This window comes from Streptomyces sp. NPDC053079, from assembly GCF_044546695.1.
Classification (GTDB): Bacteria; Actinomycetota; Actinomycetes; order Streptomycetales; family Streptomycetaceae; genus Streptomyces.
On sequence record NZ_JBITZJ010000002.1, the window covers coordinates 216,734 to 232,640 of the forward strand.

Annotated in this window: 14 protein-coding genes; 6 read left to right on the top strand and 8 right to left on the bottom strand. The window is 74.1% G+C overall.

Annotated features, from left to right (window positions below):
- Nucleotides 1–165 precede the first annotated feature (165 nt).
- Nucleotides 166–1,590: an FAD-dependent monooxygenase gene (locus ACIGXW_RS08225; RefSeq protein ID WP_399571214.1), complete on the top strand. Its 1,425-nt coding sequence runs from the start codon at nt 166–168 to the stop codon at nt 1,588–1,590.
- On the opposite strand, the gene ACIGXW_RS08230 is transcribed toward ACIGXW_RS08225, so the two are convergent.
- The 3 genes from ACIGXW_RS08230 to ACIGXW_RS08240 all read right to left on the bottom strand — a co-directional run bounded on the left by ACIGXW_RS08230 (nt 1,587) and on the right by ACIGXW_RS08240 (nt 4,781).
- Nucleotides 1,587–3,200 carry a transporter gene (locus ACIGXW_RS08230; protein ID WP_399571216.1) on the bottom strand — a complete coding sequence of 538 codons (1,614 nt, stop codon included), beginning with the start codon at nt 3,198–3,200 and terminating at the stop codon, nt 1,587–1,589. The genes ACIGXW_RS08225 and ACIGXW_RS08230 overlap by 4 nt on opposite strands.
- Nucleotides 3,197–3,964 (bottom strand): ABC transporter ATP-binding protein, encoded by a 768-nt coding sequence (locus ACIGXW_RS08235; RefSeq protein WP_399572469.1) that lies wholly within the window; start codon nt 3,962–3,964, stop codon nt 3,197–3,199. The genes ACIGXW_RS08230 and ACIGXW_RS08235 overlap by 4 nt, the downstream gene beginning before the upstream one ends.
- A 148-nt stretch (nt 3,965–4,112) precedes the next feature.
- On the bottom strand, nt 4,113–4,781 hold the full coding sequence (locus ACIGXW_RS08240) for a bifunctional DNA primase/polymerase (protein WP_071962584.1): 669 nt from the start codon (nt 4,779–4,781) through the stop codon (nt 4,113–4,115).
- Between the two features lie 316 nt (nt 4,782–5,097).
- Between ACIGXW_RS08240 and ACIGXW_RS08245 the strand changes: the two genes are divergently transcribed.
- Together ACIGXW_RS08245 and ACIGXW_RS08250 are read left to right on the top strand one after the other, a co-directional pair.
- The gene (locus ACIGXW_RS08245; RefSeq protein WP_071962585.1) at nt 5,098–6,486 is read left to right on the top strand and encodes a transcriptional regulator; all 1,389 of its coding nucleotides are present in this window, start codon (nt 5,098–5,100) and stop codon (nt 6,484–6,486) included.
- Between the two features lie 174 nt (nt 6,487–6,660).
- Nucleotides 6,661–8,448 carry a hypothetical protein gene (locus ACIGXW_RS08250; RefSeq protein ID WP_399571218.1) on the top strand — a complete coding sequence of 596 codons (1,788 nt, stop codon included), beginning with the start codon at nt 6,661–6,663 and terminating at the stop codon, nt 8,446–8,448.
- Nucleotides 8,449–8,457: 9 nt separating this feature from the next.
- On the opposite strand, the gene ACIGXW_RS08255 is transcribed toward ACIGXW_RS08250, so the two are convergent.
- Nucleotides 8,458–9,744, bottom strand: a complete 1,287-nt coding sequence (locus ACIGXW_RS08255; protein WP_399571221.1) for an ABC transporter substrate-binding protein — start codon at nt 9,742–9,744, stop codon at nt 8,458–8,460.
- 180 nt (nt 9,745–9,924) lie between these two features.
- Between ACIGXW_RS08255 and ACIGXW_RS08260 the strand changes: the two genes are divergently transcribed.
- A complete protein-coding gene (locus ACIGXW_RS08260; protein ID WP_399572471.1) occupies nt 9,925–10,368 on the top strand; it encodes a hypothetical protein in 444 nt (147 codons plus the stop codon).
- Nucleotides 10,369–10,427: 59 nt separating this feature from the next.
- The gene (purU, locus tag ACIGXW_RS08265) at nt 10,428–11,291 is read left to right on the top strand and encodes a formyltetrahydrofolate deformylase (RefSeq protein ID WP_399571223.1); all 864 of its coding nucleotides are present in this window, start codon (nt 10,428–10,430) and stop codon (nt 11,289–11,291) included.
- Between the two features lie 99 nt (nt 11,292–11,390).
- On the opposite strand, the gene ACIGXW_RS08270 is transcribed toward purU, so the two are convergent.
- Complete coding sequence (locus ACIGXW_RS08270) at nt 11,391–12,608, bottom strand: maleylpyruvate isomerase family mycothiol-dependent enzyme (protein WP_399571225.1); 1,218 nt, start codon at nt 12,606–12,608, stop codon at nt 11,391–11,393.
- Entirely contained in the window at nt 12,605–13,171 is a 567-nt protein-coding gene (locus tag ACIGXW_RS08275; protein ID WP_071962590.1) for a sigma-70 family RNA polymerase sigma factor, read from the bottom strand. Before ACIGXW_RS08275 ends, ACIGXW_RS08270 begins: the two co-directional genes overlap by 4 nt.
- A 412-nt stretch (nt 13,172–13,583) precedes the next feature.
- Between ACIGXW_RS08275 and ACIGXW_RS08280 the strand changes: the two genes are divergently transcribed.
- The gene (locus ACIGXW_RS08280) at nt 13,584–13,961 is read left to right on the top strand and encodes an STAS domain-containing protein (protein ID WP_177337688.1); all 378 of its coding nucleotides are present in this window, start codon (nt 13,584–13,586) and stop codon (nt 13,959–13,961) included.
- A 26-nt stretch (nt 13,962–13,987) separates the two neighbouring features.
- Here ACIGXW_RS08280 and ACIGXW_RS08285 read toward each other — a convergent pair whose 3' ends face one another.
- Together ACIGXW_RS08285 and ACIGXW_RS08290 are read right to left on the bottom strand one after the other, a co-directional pair.
- A complete protein-coding gene (locus ACIGXW_RS08285; protein WP_399571227.1) occupies nt 13,988–15,124 on the bottom strand; it encodes a sensor histidine kinase in 1,137 nt (378 codons plus the stop codon).
- Nucleotides 15,121–15,786, bottom strand: coding sequence for a response regulator (locus ACIGXW_RS08290; RefSeq protein WP_399571229.1), 666 nt, complete (start codon nt 15,784–15,786; stop codon nt 15,121–15,123). The genes ACIGXW_RS08285 and ACIGXW_RS08290 overlap by 4 nt, the downstream gene beginning before the upstream one ends.
- Nucleotides 15,787–15,907 lie beyond the last annotated feature (121 nt).

Consider the following 15,907-nt stretch of genomic DNA (forward strand, 5'->3'; position numbering starts at 1 on the left):
GGGGGCTGCGGGCGGGGGTGCGGACGGCCGGGGAGACCCGTCGGCCGAGGTAATTCAACGACCGTTGACATAACCGGGGCGCCGGGTGTGCACTGGCAGGGAGAGCGCAGTCCACGCAAGGCCGGCAGGGCACCGCCACGCCGCAGCCAACCACCCGGAGCTGTCATGTCCCCTCACCCCGAATTCACCGCGGACGTCCTGGTCGTCGGAGCCGGCCCCACCGGCCTGCTGCTGGCCGGTGACCTCGCCGCGGCCGGCGTGCGCGTCGTCGTGCTGGAGAAGCGGACCGAGGAGTCCAACCTCACCCGCGCCTTCGCCGTCCACGCCCGCACCCTGGAGGCCCTCGACGCCCGGGGGCTCGCCGAGCAGCTGATCGCGACCGGCAACTTCATCGGCCGCCTGCGGCTCTTCGGCCGCACCACCATCGACCTGAGCGACCTCGACACCCGCTTCCCGGGCGTGCTGATGACCCCGCAGTACCACACCGAGCGCCTGCTGGAGGAGCGCGCACTCAAGCACGGCGCCGAGATCCGGCGCGGCGCCCGGGTCACCGGGCTGAGCCAGGACGCCGCCGGCGTCGACGTGCACGTACAGCCCGCCGGGGAGGCCGGCGCCCCCGCGGCCCCCACCACCGTGCGGGCCCGCTACGTCGTCGGTACGGACGGGGTGCACAGCGCCGTCCGCGAGGCGATCGGCATGCCGTTCCCCGGACGGTCCGTCCTGCGGTCGGTCATGCTCGCCGACGTCCGCCTCGACAGCAGGCCCGGCCAGCTGCCGGCCTTCAACGGCGTCGCCGAGGGCTTCGCCTTCATCGCCGACTTCGGCGACGGCTGGTACCGCGTCATCGCCTGGGAGCGGGGCAGCGACCTGCCCACGGGCGCCCCCGTCGACTTCGACTCCCTACGGGCCGTCACCCGCGCCGCCTTCGGTACGGACTTCGGGATGCGCGAACCCCGCTGGACCTCGCGCTTCCACAGTGACGAACGCCAGGTGCCCCGCTACCGCGACGGCCGCGTCTTCCTCGCCGGCGACGCCGCGCACGTCCACTCGCCCGCCGGCGGCCTCGGCATGAACGCCGGCATCCAGGACGCCGCGAACCTCGGCTGGAAGCTCGCCGCCGTCCTGCAGGGGCGGGGCGACGACCGGCTCCTCGACAGCTACCACGACGAGCGCCACCCCGTCGGCACGGCAGTGCTGCGGGTCAGCGGGACCATCGTGCGCGCCGTCCTGGCCACCTCGCCCGTCACCCGGAGCCTGCGCAACGCGGCCGCCGGAGCCGCCTTCCTCGCCCCCTTCGCCCTGCGCCGGGGCGCCCTGTTCATCTCGGGCATCGGCATCCACTACCCCGCCCCGCCCGGCGCCCACCCCCTCGTCGGCCACCGCGCCCCCGACCTGCCGCTGGCCGAGACCGACGACGGCCCGATCCGGTTGTACGAGGCCCTGCGCGCCGGCACCTATGTACGCGTCCTGCCACGCGGCGCCGAGGCGAAGCACGAAGCCGGGGTCACCACGGTCACCCGCGCCGACGCCGGCACCACCACCGTGCTCGTACGGCCCGACGGATATGTGGAAAGGGTCTCGGGGCCCTAGCCCTTGCTCACCGCCGTCAGGATCTCCGGCAGCCGGCCAGCCGCCCGCGGAGCCGCGAAGCGCAGCCCCGCCCAGGCGATCAGCAGCCCATAGGCGGCACCGGCCGGCACCAGCACCCACAGCAGCCCCGGCGAGCCCGCCGAGTGCAGCCATATCGCCAACCCCACCAGGGGCGCGCACAGGGCCGCGCTCGCCAGCCCCCCGAGCACCAGGCTCAGCCAGGCGATGCCGGCCTGACCGGGCGCGACGCTCTTGAACGCCCCCTCCTGGGGGATGGAGTACGGGTACTTCACGGAGACCACACCGCTCGTCGCGAACAGCGCACCCACCAGGGCCAGACACAGCCCCCACACCATGGGCATGTCCCGCCAGTTGTGCGAGAGCGCGGCCGAACCGAGCACCACCAGCGTCACATAGGGAACGGCGATCACCGACAGGGCCAGCGCGCGGGCGCGCATCTCGGCATAGGCGTCACGCGGCGAGGAGATCGTCTGCAGCACCATCCAGAACGCCGAACCGTCCTGCCCGAACTGGTTGTACATCTGCATGCCGAGCATCGTGGCCGCGAAGAAGGCGTAGTAGATGCTGCCGTTGTGCTGCGCGGCGTTGACGACGGGCAGCACGATGCCGATCAGGAGCGCGGACGCCCACGCCATCCGGGTCTTCGGATCGCGGCCTATGTAGCGCAGGGAGCGGAGCATGACCGCGCCCGTCCGGCCGGCGGGCAGCAGCCGGGCCAGGCCGGAGCCCTGCGCCGCCTCGCGGCCGTCGGCCCGCTTCGGCTCGGCGGCCGTCATGGTGGAGGCGTCCGCCGTGACCATCACCTTCGTCAGGCCCCGCTGCCACCACCACAGCACGGCCGCGAGCGCGACGACGCTCAGGGCCAGTTCGCCCGCCGCCAGGCCGTAGGAGCCCTCGCCGACCGCCCGGACGGCGTCCAGCGCCGAACCCGGCGGCACCCAGCGCAGGACGTCCGCCGCCGGCTCCAGCCGGGCGAGGCCGCCGACGGCGCTCAGCTTGCTCATGCCGAGGTTGACGAACTGCAGTCCGACGGCGATGAGCAGACCGCTCAGCAGGGCCATCTCGCGGCCCTTGCGGCTGGTCAGCAGCCGGACGTTCGCGGTTGCGACGGCCCGCACCAGCGCCAGGCAGAGCAGCAGCGCCAGGACCGAGGCGAACACCCCGACGACCGCCGCCGCGAGGCCATGGGCCGTCGCGATCACCGAACCGATGAAGATGATCAGGGTGAAGGCCGGGCCTATGCCGATCAGCGACGCCGTCAGCAGGGCCACCACCAGCGACCTGGGCCGCAGCGGCAGCATCGCCAGCTTCGTCGGGTCCAAAGTCTCGTCCCCGCCAGGGAAGAACAGCGGCACGACCGCCCAGCCGAAGGCCATCAGCGCCGCCAGCGGCACCGTCAGCGCGGCGGCGTGCTCATTGCCGCGCAGCGCGATCAGACCGAGGAGCTGGAGCGCCGCGAAGAGCGCGGTGAGGACGAGCGAGGTGATGTAGACGGCCTTGCGGCCGGAGGACTGGCGCAGGCCGTTGCGCAGGAGGGACAGCTTCAGCCGGGCGAAGGTGACGGGGAGGGAGGAGGTCGTGGCGCTCATCGGGCCCCACCGCCCAGCCAGTCCAGCCTCTCGCCGGCCGTCGCCGTGCGGCCGCCGACCAGTTCGAGGAAGGCGTCCTGCAGCGTGGGCGCCGCGCCCCGTACGTCCGCGAGCGGGCCGTGGGCCCGGATGCGGCCGCCGGCGAGCACCGCGACCCAGGAGCACAGCGACTCCACCAGCTCCATGACGTGGCTGGAGAAGACGACCGTGGCGCCCGAGGAGGTGTAGTGCCCCAGGACCTTGCGGATCGTCTGGGCGGAGACCGGGTCGACGCCCTCGAACGGCTCGTCGAGGAAGAGGACTTCGGGGTTGTGGAGCAGCGCGGCGGCCAGGCCGATCTTCTTGCGCATGCCGGTGGAGTAGTCGATGACCAGCTTGTTCTGCGAACCGGCGAGGTCGAGGACGTCCAGGAGCTGGGTGGCGCGCTTGTCGACCTCGTCACCGGGCAGGCCGCGCAGTCGCCCGGTGTAGGCGAGGAGTTCGCGCCCGGACAGGCGCTCGAACATCCGCAGGCCCTCGGGCAGCACTCCGATGCGCGTCTTGACGGCGGCCGGGTCCTGCCAGACGTCGTGTCCGCCGATCTCGACGCGGCCGGCGTCGGGTCGGAGGAGTCCGGTGACCATGGACAGGGTGGTGGTCTTGCCGGCGCCGTTCGGCCCGACGAGGCCTATGAACTGTCCGGCCGGGATTTCCAGATCGATGCCGGCGACCGCCGCCTGCTCACCGAACCGCTTCCACAGCCCCTCGATGCGGACCGCGGGCATGGTGTGCTGTGTCACTGCGCTCTTCCTCTTCCCCGTGACGTGGTGCTCGAGGGGGATGCGGAGGAACGACTGCGCGAACGACTCCGCCCCCTCGACACCACCGTAGGGGGGATGCGAGGGGGCGGACAGTGAGGTTTGTCAGGAGCTCTCAGCGGCCGCGGGACAGCGCCGCTTCTCGCCCGCAGGCGTAGGCCAGGGCGCTGACCAGCTCCTCCGCGTCCGGCAGCCAGCGGTTGGCGGCCGTGGGCTGGCGGGCCCACTGGACGGGGCCGCGGTTGCCGATGCGGGTGGGGGGCGCGATGACGTAGTCGCCCTCCCCGCGGGCGACGAGGTCGAGGGTGGAGGGCGACCAGCCCAGCTTGCGGGCGTGGTCGGCGACCTTCAGCGCACCGCCCGGCAGGACGAAGAACTGCATCCGGCGGAACGGCGTGCACGTGATCGGCCCCAGCTGGATCTCCATGCGCTCCATGCGGGCCAGCGCCAGGAAGCCGGCGGACTCGGAGACGTCGAGGGCGTCGAAGGTGCGACCGGTCGGCAGCAGGATCGAGGCGCGCGGCTGCTTGGTCCACATGCGCCGCGCCGTGGACGCGCTCCCCGTGGCCTGGGTGGCCCAGTCGGGCCGGGCCGGGTGGGCGCCCGGCGCGGGGCAGTCGAGATCGCCGCACGAGCAGCGCTCCCGCCCGTCCACGGCCTCAAGCCAGGTGCCGGCGAATACGTCCCAATGCCGATCCTCCGCGTACCTCGCCGCGGCGTCGAGCACGCGCTCGCCGCGTTGTTGGGGGATATGCGGGGCTCCTACTCCGATGGTCTCTTCCACGTTCAACTCAACTCCCCTTGTCACCAGGGGTTACGGCTCTGGCGCAGGCTTGTGGCAACTGCCGGTCACAGCACGCGGGGCGCACGGATGCATGTACGGGGGCGCAGGCGAGGGTTCGCCGCCGCGAAGGGGTAGCCACCTGGGCGCGGCAGGCCGACCCAGGTCATTGCCGCGATTGATGCCAATACCGGCAAGTCCTGCATTCTCCGGATATCCAGGGGGCAAAGATCACGGGAGAAGGCGTTCACAGCTGTATCGGCACATCCGCGGTGCGCGCAGCTCATCGCGAACGCATAGCAGTCTCAGGGGGTAAAGCATGGCCGCACGGCCACTCGTGGCGCGGCAGCCGAACGAACGGCTGCAAGCGCTGATTCAGGAAGCAGGCTGTTCCAACGCCGGGCTGGCGCGCAGGGTCAACATGTGCGGCGCCGAGCACGGTCTCGACCTGCGGTACGACAAGACGTCCGTGGCCCGCTGGCTGCGCGGCCAGCAGCCCCGGGGCCGGGCCCCGGCCGTCATCGCCGAGGCCCTCGGCCGCAAGCTGGGCCGTTCGGTCACGATCGACGAGATCGGCATGGCCAACGGCAAGAACCTCGCCTCGGGCGTCGGTCTCCAGTTCTCCCCGACGGTCCTCGGCGCCATCGAGCAGGTCTGCGAGCTGTGGCGCAGCGACGTCGGCCGCCGGGACTTCCTCAGCGGTACGTCGGTGGCGTCCTCGGCGCTCGTCGAGCCCAGCCGCGACTGGCTGATCACCGCCGCCGACGCCCAGGTCGCGCGGAGCGCGGGCGCGCGTGTGGGGCCGTCCGACGTCGAGGCCGTGCGCGCCACGACCGAGGCGCTGGTCGAGCTCGACCACCGGTACGGCAGCGGCCATGTGCGGCCGGTCGTCGTCCACTACCTCAACAGCGTCGTCTCCGGGCTGCTGGCCGGCTCGTACAGGGAGGCGGTCGGGCGCGAGCTGTTCGCGGCGGTCGCCCGGCTGACCGAGCTGGCGGGCTACATGGCCGTCGACACCGGGCAGCCCGGCCTCGCCCAGCGCTACTACATCCAGGCCCTGCGGCTGGCGCAGGCCGCCGGGGACCGTGGTTACGGCGGCTACGTCCTGGCCGCCAGCATGAGCCACCTCGCCGCCTCCCTGGGCAACCCCAGGGAGATCGCCCAGCTCGCCAAGGCCGCGCAGGAGGGGGCGCGGGGGCATGTGACGCCCCGGGCGGAGGCGATGTTCTACGCCGCCGAGGCGCGCGGTCACGCGCTGCTGGGCGACGCGCGGTCCTGCCAGACGGTCGCGTCCCGGGCGATCTCCCGGCTCGAGGCCGCCGAGAACGGGCCGGACTCCGGTGACGACCCGCCGTGGATCCGCCACTTCGACCGGGCGTACCTCTCGGACGAACTGGCGCACTGTCACCGCGACCTCGGCCAGGCCGAGCCCGCACGCCGGCACGCGGAGGACGCGCTGACCACGCATCCGACGGGCCGGGTGCGCCGCCGCGCCATCGACCTGCTGCTGCTGGCCACGGCCCACGTCCAGCAGCGCGAGGTGGAGGAGGCCTGCGTCACGGGCACCCGGGCCCTGGAACTCCTGGGCACCCTGCGCTCGAACCGGGGTGCGGAGTACCTGGACGACTTCCGGCAGCGCCTGGAGCCGTACCGGGAGGAGCCGGTGGTGCGGGAATTCGGCGCCCGCCTGGAGCTGCAGGCGGCGTGACGGAGCGGTTCCGGGGCCCGGACCGGCGGCGGCGTGCCGCCGGTCCGGCGCCGGGCGGGCGGGGGACGAAGGGTACGGACGGGGCGAAGCAGCCGCGCATGGCCGACCGCCGGGGCGACCCGGTAGCGTGAGCCGCCGGTTACGTAAGTCCCGTTACAGCCTGAGGAGTCCCCGGTGACGCAGAGCGGACAAGGAAACGAGCCGCAGCCTCCTGCGGCGCCGCCCGCGCCGCCCGTACGGCCCGCTTCCGACGCGAGCGGGTCCTGGGGGCCGGGCGCCCATCGCGCGCCCCTGCCGCCGGAGAACCCGCCGGGCGACTCCGACGCCACCCAGTACCTCCCGCCGCTGCCCGCCGCCCCCATGCCGGGCGCCCCGCTGCCGCCCCCGCCGTACGCCGCGCCGTCCGGATTCGACGCGTCCACGCAGTACTTGCCGCCGGTGAGCGGGGACGGCCCCCCGCCCGGCAGGGACGCGACCGGAATGCGGGAGATACGCGAGATACATGAGATACGCGAGATAAGTGAGGTAAGCGACCAGCCCGGCCCGTACGGGCGCGGCGGCCCCGAATCCGCTGCAGAGGCCACGCAGTTGCTGCCCTCGCAGAGCGGCCCGCCCCGCCCGGGTGACGCCGAGGCGACGGCGTTCCTGCCGCCCCTCGCCGGTCCTGCTGTTTCCGGTGCTCCGGCCCGTACGCCCGACGCCGACGCGACCGCGCTGATCCCGCCGGTCACCGGTGGGGCCGGCGCCCCGCCCGCCTACCTTCCGCCCGCCGCGCCCGCCCGCTCGGCCGACGCCGAGGCGACGGCGTTCCTGCCGCCCCTCGCCGGCCCCGGTGCCGCTCCCGGCGGCCTGGCCCGTACGCCCGACGCCGACGCGACCGCGCTGATGCCCCCGGTCGCCGGGGGCGCGGGCGCTCCGCCCTCGTACCTTCCGTCGACCGCGCCCGCCGAGCCTGCCGCGCCCGCCCGTCCGGCCGACGCCGGGGCCGCCGCGTTCCCGCCGCCCGCCGCCGGTGGGCAGGCCGCCGGGCCCGCGACGCCCTTCTCGGTGATGGCGCCCGCCGGGGACCGGCCGCCGCCCGCCGAGTTCGACACGCTCTTCCGGGCCGCCGCGCCCACGCAGCACCTGCCGCCCGTACCCGCGGCCGACCCCGTCGGTCCGCCCACCGGGGCCCGGCGGCGTGCCAAGCCGCCGCAGGCCGGCCCGGTGCCCCCGCCCGCCTCCTCCGGGGCGCACGGCTTCAACGGGGGCACGGGACAGCCTCCGGTCGCGGGCGGCGGGGCGCAGGGCCCGCGCGGGCGCAAGAAGTCGCCCGCCGTGCTGATCGCGGCCGTCGTCGCGGGCTGTGCCGTCGCCGGGCTCGGCGCCGGTGCGCTGCTCAGCGGCGGGGGAGGCGAGAAGAGCGACCCGCAGAAGGCCGCCGTCGCGAGCCCGGCCCCCTCCGCCGAGCCCAAGGGCGAGGCCACCCCCAGCGCGGCCCCCTCGGCCCCGCCGAAGTCGGCCGACCCGGCGGAGGCGCAGGCCAAGGCGCTGGACGCGCTGCTGAAGGACAGCAACAACAGCCGGGACTCCGTCATCAAGGCGGTGGACTCCACCCGCCAGTGCAAGGACCTCGGCAAGTCCGCCTCCGACCTCACCGCCGCCGCGGGTCAGCGCAATTCCCTGGTGACCCGCCTCGGGCAGACGCCGACGGACAAGCTGCCCAACAGCTCCGAGCTGACGGCGCAGCTGACGAAGGCCTGGCAGTCGTCGGCGTCGGCGGACAGCCACTACGCGGCGTGGGCGCGCCAGGTGGACTCCAAGAAGGGCTGCGTGAAGGGGCACGCCCGCCCGTCGTCCGACAGCGTCGCCGGCGACCGCGCCAGCAACGAGGCGACGGCCGCCAAGAAGAAGGCGGCCGGGCTGTGGAACCCGATCGCGAAGAAGTACGGGCTGACGCAGCACGAGTGGACGCAGCTGTAGGGCGGCGCCCTAGCCCTTGCTCTGCTCCTCCAGGGTCCTGGCCACGTTGACGAAGCCGCCCTTCACGGCGACGAGCCGGCCGTCCCGTACGACCTGGTACGTCACATTGGCGTTGACGACGCGGGGGTAGTCGCGGACGGCCAGCAGGTCCTGGTGCTGCCACCGCAGGGGCGGCGTCAGGCCGCCGGTGTCGACGCGGTGCCCGCCGTCGAGGGCCTGCCGGACGGCGGCGGCAGTGATGTCGTCCGCGTCGAGGGACAGCAGCACCGACCGCAGCACGGTGTAGGCGAGCCAGGTGGTCTGGACGCCGGGGTCGGCGGGGTCGACGCGGTTGTCCCCGAAGGCGTGCTGCGCGATGACCTTGCGCATCGGCTCCCACCGGGCGTCGTCCGCCGCCGGGTACCAGCCGGTGGCGTACGCGCCCTCCAGCGGGCTGCCCGCGCCGCCCGTGCGGTCGACGAGCGACTGCTGGACGCTGCCGAGCACGGCCGCGATCCGCACCCGGGTGCCCGCGGCGTCCTCGCGCAGCCGCCGGAAGGAGTCGAAGAAGGTGCTCGTGCGCTCCCCGAGGGCGGCCGTCACACAGGCGCCGTCGTCCTTGCCGGCGCTCTCCAGGGCGGCGGTGCCGTGCCGCGTGTAGTCGGTCGCGTCCTCGGGCGCCCGGACGTCGGCGGCGGAGGGCCGGCCGCCCGCGGCGAGGCCCGCGTCGAGCAGCGCGGGCAGCTGATCGCCGGCGATGGTGTCCGGCCGCACGAGCGCCACCCGCTTGCACACGCCGGCCAGCTGGCGCCCGTTCCCGGCGAGGAGGGTGGCCTGGCCGCCGTTGACGGGGTACGACAGGGGGCTGCTGAACTCCTCGTTGGTGATGCCGTAGCCGCCGATGAACGGCGTTCCCGACGCCTCGAGCGGCGACAGCATCGAGCGGCTGTGCTGGCTGTAGGAGCCGACGACCGCGACGGCCCCCTCCCGCACCGCGCGCTGGGCGCAGCCCGCGGCCGCCACCGTGTCGTTGCGCTCGTTGCAGGTGAGGACCTTCAGCTCGCGGCCGTGGATGCCGCCGCCCGCGTTGACCCAGCGGGCGAAGGCGGTGGCCATGGCCGGCATGCCGGCCATGTTGGTGGCCCGGGTGCCCTCGGGGGCCCAGGTCATCACCGTGATGGGTCCCCGGGAGTCCCCCCGGGCCCCCGGTAACCCGTCACAGCCGGCGAAGGCCGCCGCTGCGATCGCTGTCGCGCACACCGCGGCCAGGGCGGTGGGCAGGGGCGGGCGGGAGGTCAGGCGGCGCCGTCCGGTCATGGCCCGCAGCCTGCCGCCCGGCAGGGAACAGCCGAGTGATCATGGCGCAACGGCCGGTGACGCGGGGGTGAACAGCGGCCCGTCCCGGGCCGGGCGACGGGGCGGCGGGAGGGGAACGTACGATCGATCCCTGTGCAGGGTTCAGAGAAGTCTTCCCGTCGCGGCCGCCGCTCGACCACCATGGACGGCATGCCGCTCAATGACATGCCGTGGTGGCGCTGGCGTACGAACGTACGCTCCGCGCTGCACATGCTCTCGGACCCGGTCTTCCAGCAGGAGTGCTGGCTGACGGGGCGCGAGGGGTACGGAGACGTGACCGACGCCGTCTACCGCCTGGTCGAGGACACCTGGCTGGACAACTGGTCGGCCGAGAAGTACGTCGGCACGGTCTTCCGGGACTCCGGTGAGGCCGCGCTCGTCGACGTCGCGGTCCTGCGCGTGCTGCGGATCATGCACCAGGTCGGTGCGGACGCCCCGGTCTCGGCCTACCTCGAGCACCACGGCTGGCCGGAGGCGGTCCGGGCCGCGCGCGAGGCGCATGTGCACATGGCGGCGGGCGACGGGGACGACCCGGACGCGCCGCCGCGCTCCCTGGCCGTGCTGGAGCTGGCCACCAGGGTCTGAGGCGGGCGCGGAGCAGGGCCGGTCCGGAGGGGGCCGCGGATATGCGACGCTATTGGGCTATGACCACCGAACAGGCTCAGCAGTACGTCCTCACCCTCTCCTGCCCGGACAAGCAGGGCATCGTGCACGCGGTGTCCAGCTATCTCTTCATGACCGGCTGCAACATCGAGGACAGCCAGCAGTTCGGTGACCGCGACACGGGTCTGTTCTTCATGCGCGTGCACTTCAGCGCCGAGGCGCCGGTGACGGTGGACAAGCTGCGGGCCAGCTTCGCGGCGATCGGCGACTCCTTCCACATGGACTGGCAGATCCACCGGTCCGACGAGAAGATGCGCATCGTCCTGATGGTGTCCAAGTTCGGGCACTGCCTCAACGACCTGCTCTTCCGCTCCCGCATCGGCGCCCTCCCGGTGGAGATCGCGGCGGTCGTCTCCAACCACACGGACTTCGCCGAGCTGGTCGGCTCCTACGGCGTGCCCTTCCACCACATCCCGGTGACGAAGGAGAACAAGCCGGAGGCCGAGGCGCGGCTGCTGGAGCTCGTCCAGGCCGAGAACGTCGAGCTGGTCGTGCTCGCCCGCTACATGCAGGTCCTCTCCGACGACCTGTGCAAGGCGCTCTCCGGGCGGATCATCAACATCCACCACTCCTTCCTGCCGAGCTTCAAGGGCGCGAAGCCCTACCACCAGGCGCACGCGCGCGGTGTGAAGCTGATCGGTGCCACCGCGCACTATGTGACGGCCGACCTCGACGAGGGCCCGATCATCGAGCAGGAGGTCGAGCGCGTCGGTCACGACGTCACGCCCGAGCAGCTCGTGGCCGTGGGCCGCGACGTGGAGTGCCAGGCGCTGGCGCGGGCGGTGAAGTGGCACAGCGAGCACCGCGTGCTGCTCAACGGCTCCCGCACGGTCGTCTTCGCCTAGCGGCCCGCTCCCGCCCGCGAGCCCGGCCCCGGCGGCCGCCCGCCGCCTCAGGGGGCCGGGCCTTCGCCCTGCCCGGGCGCGGGGCGGCTCAGGGGCGCCTCACAGCCGTGACAGCGACGCCGTCGCGTACAGCACGTCCCGCACGGCCTCCGCGTCGCCGAGCGACCCGGCGGCCGCCTCCTCCGGGGAGACGTGACCCGCGGCCAGCCGGCAGAACTCCACGCCATCCAGCGCCACATGCGCCACCTCGCCCTCCGGGGTGCCGAGCGCGCCGGGGGAGTCCAGGGCGATGTACCAGTGGCCGCCGCCCCTGCCCTCGATCTCCAGGTGCAGCGCGCGGCCGGGCGTGCCCGCCGCGACCAGGGTGCGGGCCGGCGGTGCCAGGCCCGCGCGGCGGCGCCCGGCGATGGAGGCCGGCAGCATCCGGGCGGCCAGGTCGATCATGCGGTTCAGGTGCGGCGAGGACGGCGGCTCGTACGGATAGTCGACCGCGTCGGCGATGTCCTCCGCGTGCACCCAGCACTCGAAGGCCCGGTCCAGGAAGGCGTCGCGCAGCGGCAGGCTGAACGGCCCGTACGGCACGGTCAGGTCGGCCACGTCGCCGTCGGCGAACGAGACGGTCCTTATCAGCGAGCGCCCCTGGTCGCGCCAGGCGGCCCGCACCTGCCCGGGGGCCCGGTCGGCGACTCCGGACGCCCAGCACGCCTCCGTGCGCTCGTCCGGCGAGCCGGGGCCGACCGGGTCGGGGAGGCCGAGGGCGCCCGCCACCAGGCCGTCCACGGCCGTGAGGTGGCCGATGACGCCGGCCACGGTCGCGTCGCGCCCGGCGGCGCGCCGCCCGTCGAACCAGGTGAGCCGTACCGGGGCGCGCCAGTCCGCCTCCCCGATGTCGCGCAGCAGCGCGTCCAGCCGGGCGGCCTCCGCCTCGTAGGGCGCGGCCCAGTCGGGGACGGGGATGCGGGCGGGCCGGCGGGTCAGCGCCCCGGCCAGGACGCGCGAGCGCAGCGTGGGGTCGAGGTCGAGGCTGTCCTCGGGGTGCAGCAGCGCGACCGCGTCGCGCAGCCGGACGGCCTCGTCCGCGCAGCCGGCGCAGTCGGTCAGGTGCTCCTCGACGGCGGCGGTCTCCTCGGCCGAGCAGGCGGCCAGCGCCCACGCGCCGAGCAGCGACTTGAGCACGGGGTGGGACCACGTACGGGGCGGGGCCGCGGCACCGGGGACGGGCGGCCGTGCGGGCTCCCCGGCGCCCGCCCGCTGCTGCGGTACGTGCGTCGGCGGGCCTGCGGCGCGGTCCGTGCCGGGCCTGGGTTCCGTGCTCATCGCAGCGCCGCCCCGCCGCCGGGAGGCGAGACGGCCCGGGGCCCCTCATGGGCCGTGGACAGCAGCTGTAAGCCCAGGCGCAGCCGTCGCCGGGCCTCGTCCTCGGTGACCCCCAGCCGGGCGGCCGCCTGGCGGTAGTCGAGCCGCCGGAAGTAGGCGAGGTCCAGGGCGGCGCGCAGGGGTGCGGGCATGGAGGTGACGATGTAGTCCGCGCGGGCGGCGGCGCTCGCCGCGCGCACCTTCGCGTCGATCTCGGCCGCGGGCCGCTCCCCGTCGTCCTCCGTGCGCCGCAGCCGGCTGACGGCGTGGCGGTGCGCGAGGGAGGCGATCCACGAGCGCAGGGAGCCGTCCTTGGGGTCGTAGGCCTCGGGGTGCTCCCAGACGTAGCCGAAGACGTCGCGCGTGACGCGGTCGGCGCCCCGCTCGTCGCCGAGGACCCGGTGGGCGAGGCCGTGGACGAGGGAGGCGAAGCGGTCGTAGAGCTCGCCGAGGGCGGCGGCCTCGCCGTGCGCGAGCCGCTGCTGCATCTTGCGGTCCCACCGGGGTGGTGCGTCGTTCGTCATCCCGCTGCCCCCTCCGTACCGTACTGCTGTACGCCCTGGTGCCGAATGTATCGGCCCGGTACGACAGCGCACGAGCGTTTGACCCCAAACCCGGAAAGGGTGACTTCCGGTTGCACTGCGCATGGTATGGGGACCGTGACTGTGGGTTGATGCCCCGTCAAAGGTAGCGACCGGTCCCGACCGTACCTGCCCGAATGTGCCGATGTGTTATGCGGGTGTGACCGGATCTATGGGGATTAGGGGTTCGGGCTGGGCATAGGCTCAACAGCGGTCGGCTTATGCCAGGCGGTGTTTCACACGGTGATTCATACGGTGTTTCACATGGCGTCCCACGGGGGAAGCGCCAGGCAGCCATACCGCGGAAGGGTCCATTCCAAAGGAAACGACAGACCGAGTGAAGGGGCTCGAGCGCGTGACGTTGAAGGTGTTGGAGCGCGAGCAGGGGGACTGGGCCGTGCTCCAGGTCTGCGGCGAACTTGATCTGGTGACCTCCCCATCGGTCCGGCAGCATGTGCACGACGCTGTGGCGGACGGGCGGCGGAGTCTGGTGCTCGACCTCGGGGAAGTGCGGTTCTGCGACTCCAGCGGGGTGGGGGTGCTGATCGCCGCCCGCCGGCTGATGCGCTCCTGTCAGGGCAGACTGAGGCTGATCCTCCCCGCCCAGGGCGCCGTGGAGGACTCACACGTCAACAGGGTGCTGGCGGCGCTGGGGGTCCGCCGGCTGTTCGAGGTCTACCCGGACCTGGACAGCGCGACCGCGGAGCCGACCACGAACCCGCTCTCGGCCTGAAAGCCCGGCCGGGTCCCGGGCCGCCGCTAGCGCTCCTCGCGGGGGAAGCGCGCCCGTACGACGAACCCGCCCTCCCCGGTGGCCGTCGCCTCCAGCGTTCCGCCGAGGCTCTGCGCCCGCTCGCGCAGCCCGACCAGACCGTGGCCCCCGCCGGGCAGTTCCGGCGCCGGCACGGCCGCGTCCGCCGGACCGTTGCGGATCTCCACCAGCAGCCCCGAGCGCTCGTCCTCGGCGACCCGCACCACCACCTTCGACCCCGGCGCGTGCTTGCGGACGTTGGTGAGCGCCTCCTGCACCGTGCGGAACGCGGCCCGCTCGACGGCCTCCGGGCGCTCGGCCCCGGGGTCGGAGCCGTCCTCGAAGGTGACGTCCAGGGCGCTCAGGTCGATCAGCCGGGGCAGGTCCGACAGCCGCGGCTGGGGGGTGAGTTCCTCGGTGTCGGCGCCGGCCGCCCGCAGGATGCCGACCATGTGCCGCAGCTCGTCCAGGGTCCGCACGGACAGCTCGCGGATCGTACGGGCCCCGTCGCGCGCCTGGACGTCGTCGGTGCTGATCTGCACGGCGCCCGCCTGCAGGCTGATGAGGCTGACCTGGTGGGCGACGACGTCGTGCATCTCGCGGGCGAGCCGGGCTCGTTCGGTGGCCAGGACGCGGTCGGCCAGCAGCCGGTCCTCGCGGGCCCGGGTGCGGGTCAGCTCGTCGAGGCGGGCGGCGAGCTCGCGGCGGGTGCGGGTCAGCAGGCCCAGCGCGATGGGAGTGGCCGCCACGACGAAGGCGTCGACCAGATTGACCGCCGTCTCGCGCCGGTCGGCGAGCATCAGGTCCGAGGCGGGGTACGGCACGAACTGCGCGGCGGCCATCAGCAGCCCGGTGACGGCGAGCAGCCGGCGGGCCGGGCGCCGGGCGGCCACCGTGTACAGGGCGATCATGGGCGCGAGCCAGATGTAGGTCAGATACATGCCCGGCAGGGTGAGCAGGAAGACCGTCGCGGGCAGCCGCTGCCGCCACAACAGCGCCACCGCCGCCAGCAGGGACCACCCGAGGTCGGCGCCGAGGTGGGCGCCGTTGATCAGCAGGGCGTCCCCGGCGGCGAGCAGCGCGGGCCCGGCGACCGGTGTCCAAGTGGGCAGCCAGGGGGGCAGGGAGGCACGCCACAGGCTCATCTGCCGGCGCCTTCCCGGCCCGAGGCCACCAGGCCCGCCCGGTCGGCGACGATCGCGGCCTGGACGCGGTTGACGCCGCCCAGCTTGCCCAGGACGGCGCGCACATGGTCCTTGACGGTGCTGGGCGCCAGCCCCATCCGCTCGGCGATCTGCGGGTTGGCCAGGCCCGCGCCCAGGTGGGCCAGCACCTCGCGCTCGCGCGGGGTGAGCGTCCGTACGGCCGCGGCGGCCGTCGACTCGGCCTCGGCGGCGAGATAGCCGCCGATCACGGCGCGGGTCACGCCAGGGTCGAGGACGGAGCCGCCGCCGGCGAGGGTGCGCACGGAGCGCACCAGCTGGTCGGGGTCGGTGTCCTTGAGGAGGAACCCCGCGGCCCCGGCGCGCAGGGCGGCGGCCAGGTACTCGTCGGCGTCGAAGGTGGTGAGCATGGCGACGGCGGGCGGCCGCGGGTGGGCGCGCAGGGTACGCAGCACGGTCAGGCCGTCGACGTCCGGCATCCGGATGTCCAGGAGCACGACGTCGGGGGCGTGCCGCAGCACGGTGGCCACGGCCTCGCCGCCCCCGCAGTCGGCGACCACGTCGATGTCCGGGGCCGTGCCCAGGATCATGCGCAGCCCGGACCGGACGAGCTGTTCATCGTCCACCACCGCAACACGGATCACCGCCCGCTACCTCTTCTTCCCTTGTCCATGGGGCTCCCGACGGATCCCACCGGCCGGTGCTCCGGCCCCCTCCAGCCTGCCGCACGGGAGGGGAAAAGCGGAGCCCGGCACTCCCCCCGGG